The sequence below is a fragment of the Polaromonas sp. genome (genome assembly GCF_013817205.1).
In the GTDB taxonomy this organism is placed as follows: domain Bacteria; phylum Pseudomonadota; class Gammaproteobacteria; order Burkholderiales; family Burkholderiaceae_C; genus Polaromonas.
Genome location: NZ_JACDDD010000144.1, coordinates 1 through 3,078 on the forward strand (window position 1 = coordinate 1; position 3,078 = coordinate 3,078).

General features: G+C 60.4%; 6 protein-coding genes. 2 read left to right on the forward strand and 4 right to left on the reverse strand.

What is annotated here, in order from left to right:
- A partial coding sequence (locus H0W47_RS18500) for a TRAP transporter large permease subunit (protein WP_296927067.1) occupies positions 1–592 on the forward strand: 592 nt, incomplete at its 5' end.
- A 20-nt stretch (positions 593–612) separates the two neighbouring features.
- The gene (gene crcB / locus H0W47_RS18505) at positions 613–999 is read left to right on the forward strand and encodes a fluoride efflux transporter CrcB (RefSeq protein WP_296927075.1); all 387 of its coding nucleotides are present in this window, start codon (positions 613–615) and stop codon (positions 997–999) included.
- Between the two features lie 53 nt (positions 1,000–1,052).
- Here the strand turns inward: crcB and H0W47_RS18510 are convergent, their stop codons facing one another.
- The 4 genes from H0W47_RS18510 to H0W47_RS18525 form a co-directional block, all read right to left on the reverse strand.
- Positions 1,053–1,580 (reverse strand): hypothetical protein, encoded by a 528-nt coding sequence (locus tag H0W47_RS18510; protein WP_296927069.1) that lies wholly within the window; start codon positions 1,578–1,580, stop codon positions 1,053–1,055.
- A gap of 48 nt (positions 1,581–1,628) precedes the next feature.
- Positions 1,629–2,171 carry a putative immunity protein gene (locus H0W47_RS18515; protein ID WP_296927071.1) on the reverse strand — a complete coding sequence of 181 codons (543 nt, stop codon included), beginning with the start codon at positions 2,169–2,171 and terminating at the stop codon, positions 1,629–1,631.
- The gene (locus H0W47_RS18520; RefSeq protein ID WP_296927073.1) at positions 2,164–2,622 is read right to left on the reverse strand and encodes an SRPBCC domain-containing protein; all 459 of its coding nucleotides are present in this window, start codon (positions 2,620–2,622) and stop codon (positions 2,164–2,166) included. The genes H0W47_RS18515 and H0W47_RS18520 overlap by 8 nt, the downstream gene beginning before the upstream one ends.
- Before the next feature lie 88 nt (positions 2,623–2,710).
- Positions 2,711–2,974: a LysE family transporter gene (locus H0W47_RS18525; RefSeq protein WP_367265434.1), complete on the reverse strand. Its 264-nt coding sequence runs from the start codon at positions 2,972–2,974 to the stop codon at positions 2,711–2,713.
- Positions 2,975–3,078 lie beyond the last annotated feature (104 nt).

A 3,078-nucleotide genomic window follows, 5' to 3' on the forward strand; every position in this document is an offset into this window, starting at 1 on the left:
GATCTACACCGGCATTGCCACTGCCACCGAGGCGGCGGCCATAGGCGTTGTCGGCGCCCTGGTCATCTCGGCTCTGCAGGGTTCGCTGAGCTGGGCCACCTTCCGTGACGCGCTGATGGGCGCCACGCGCCTGTACTGCATGATCGCGCTGATCCTTGCCGGTGCGGCTTTCCTGACGCTGTCGATGGGCTACATTGGCCTGCCGCGACATCTGGCCGAATGGATAGGCTCTCTGGGCCTGAGCCAGGGCCAGTTGATCCTGGCTCTGGCCCTGTTCTTCATACTGCTGGGCTGCTTTCTCGATGGTATCTCCATGGTGGTCCTGACCATGGGTGTCCTCATGCCGACCATCCAGAAAGCCGGCATTGATCCGATCTGGTTTGGCATTTTCATCGTGCTGGTGGTCGAGATGGCACAAATCACCCCACCGGTCGGCTTCAACCTGTTTGTGCTGCAGGGCATGACGGGACGCGAGTTGACCTGGATTGCAAAAGTCACCCTGCCTATGTTTTTCCTGATGTGCGCCGCCGTGGCCATCGTGTATGCCTTTCCCGGCATCGTGACCTGGCTGCCACAGCAAATGAGCCGCTGACCAACGCCGCCATGCCACTGATGTATTCGGCAGTTGCCATCTGTCTGGGCGCTTCGGTCGGCGCCCTGGCGCGCTGGGGTTTGGGCCTGTGGCTCAACCCAGGTGGTCTGCTGCCATGGGGCACGCTGGCTGCCAACCTGATAGGCGGCTACCTGGTTGGTGTGTGTGTGGCAACGTTTGAATCGATGCCGCAGATGGACCCGGTCTGGCGCCTCTTGCTGGTCACCGGCTTTCTGGGGGCGCTGACCACCTTCTCCACTTTTTCCGCCGAGGTGATTGCCATGCTGCAACAGCAGCGTTACGCGCTGGCCCTGGGCACCGGCTCATTACACCTGTTCGGCTCGCTGCTGCTGACCGTGGCCGGCATCAAAAGCGCTCTGTTTTTGATAGCTGCCCGCGCACAGTAGGCAAGGGCCAGAGCTGATTTTTACGTCGGCTCGCTGCGGCTGCGGGCGGCTGCCTATTGCAAGGTAAACGGGGCGCTGAGCTGGACTTTTTTTCCCGTCACCTTGTCGGTGGCCGTCGCCAGAATTTTGTAGCGCCCCGGCGCATCGGTCTTGTCGAAGGCAATGGACACGCTGGCCGGTGCCAACAGCAGTTTGCCTTGCACCGGGGCTTGCCCCCACAGCGGGCCGGCACCCGCATGCGTCGATTTACCGTCCGGCGAGAGCAAGGTGAACGTCACCGCCGCATCACATTTGCCACCGAGCCCAGCCGTGCAGCCATGAAAAATGACCATGGCAGAAATCGATGCCCCTCTGGCAACGGTGTTTGTTGTCCGCAGCGTCGGTGGGGCGGCCGGGGAGTGCCAGCTTTTGCGAAAACCGTCGTCATCCGCCGTCAGGACAATTTGCACGCCAAAGTTTCCATCACTTTTCATGCTTTCGGTAGGCGCGAGCTGCTTGCCGTCTCGGTCAGTCCACTGGGCGGTGACACTGAGCGGGACCAGCAGCAGGGTCAAAAGGGCCTGGATAACGATTGGGCGCATGGGGTGACTCCTGTTTTTTGCAGCTTGATGTGCCGGTTCACGCCCAGTTCAAGGCTTGCCACCTTGTCCACGCAGCGCAGTATCCAGTTGCCTTTCGAGTGCGGCCATCCTGGTACTTCCGGGTAGGCGCACTGGAAATTTTTTCAAAAGCCAACGGACCGCTTCAGGTGCATGGTCAGCTGCCCACACAATTTCACTCTCTCCCACGCTCGCGTCCGATCCGGCAAAGAGCTCCAGCGCGAGCGCCGTGTGTGCGGCCGGCGCCAGAATGTGCCTGGTTTGATGAGGACTGGCGAGGGCATGAAGATAGGCGCTTGCGGCGGCATAACCGGCGGCTTTGGCTGCCGCTGCTGCGCTGGCAACCGGCGCTTGTCTGGAAGCCCGCAAAGCCTCCCAACCGGATGCGCGAAGTGCCGCGCCCCTTTTCCCGCCCTCAGCGTACGCCCTGATCGCCGCAATCGCACAGCGGGGACGCTGGTCGTCGCTCACCTCGGCTTCAAAAAGGTGCAGGGACCGCGCAGCGCACTCGGCGCTCCATGCGGCAAGGATGCGACGCTCACTGTCTGAAAGGTCGACGACAGATTCAGGCATCCGTTTTTGATGCGCCTACGAGAACGGCCTTGTCGCGCACCATATTGCCCGACTGCCCTGTTTCAAGGAGAGACTTCAGATCGCATGCCACGATGGAAAAACCTTCCGTTGCGTTGAGCGCCTGCGCAAGCAAACCACGGCCGTGGAATCCACTGGCTTCGATGGACAGGGTCGTGCTGCCTTTGCCATGCGGCGTGAATTTCAAACTGACCGAGACCCCATCCGACCAATCGAAAACAATGAGCTCATCTTCCTCGAAGGCAGTGACCTTGGCAGTCTCGCTTGCACCTTCGACCATAAACTGCCACCTCACGGTGACGTCTTTGCCGAGAGGGCCGCTGGTCTTCTTCAACCAGAACTTTTCGATCAGGCGCGGCTTGACGAAGGCGTCAAAGACCCGCCTTGCGGGTTTATGGATGAGCATTTCGACACGGGCGACGAGTTTTTTCATGCTGCGGATCTCCTGGTTGCGCTAGATTAGCTGATGTGTGGCGCCCCCATCAAACCGCACCGCCCAGCGTCCCGGGGCGGCTGCCGAACTAAGCTCCCAGGCTCAGTAACTCCTGAATTGTGGTGACAACAAGTTTGAGGCCCATCAGTCCCACGAGCAGCCCCGCCAGCTTGTTCAGCGTGCGAAAGTGGCGCAGGTAGGCGCGTTGAACGGTCGGCCGCGATAAGGCAAGCGCCAAAGACGAATGCCAGACCACCGAATTCATGAAAACCAGCGCCACGGCAAGGAAGACCAGGATGTTGGAAGGATGGGCCGGCAAGGAAGTGGCGAACTGAATCGCCCCGGGTTTCATGGAGGCTGTTTGGTTTAAGTCATGCCTCCACCGTGGAGGCTTGACTGGCGAGTTGCCGGTAGTAGTTTGCCTCAGCTTCTGCCGGAGGTATATATCCGATAGGG

What these genes read in the sequence shown, in the direction of transcription:
- crcB (WP_296927075.1), top strand. Translation starts at nt 613, where the DNA reads ATGTATTCGGCAGTTGCCATCTGTCTGGGCGCTTCGGTCGGCGCCCTG.
- H0W47_RS18510 (WP_296927069.1), bottom strand. Translation starts at nt 1,580, where the DNA reads ATGCGCCCAATCGTTATCCAGGCCCTTTTGACCCTGCTGCTGGTCCCG.
- H0W47_RS18515 (WP_296927071.1), bottom strand. Translation starts at nt 2,171, where the DNA reads ATGCCTGAATCTGTCGTCGACCTTTCAGACAGTGAGCGTCGCATCCTT.
- H0W47_RS18520 (WP_296927073.1), bottom strand. Translation starts at nt 2,622, where the DNA reads ATGAAAAAACTCGTCGCCCGTGTCGAAATGCTCATCCATAAACCCGCA.
- H0W47_RS18525 (WP_367265434.1), bottom strand. Translation starts at nt 2,974, where the DNA reads ATGAAACCCGGGGCGATTCAGTTCGCCACTTCCTTGCCGGCCCATCCT.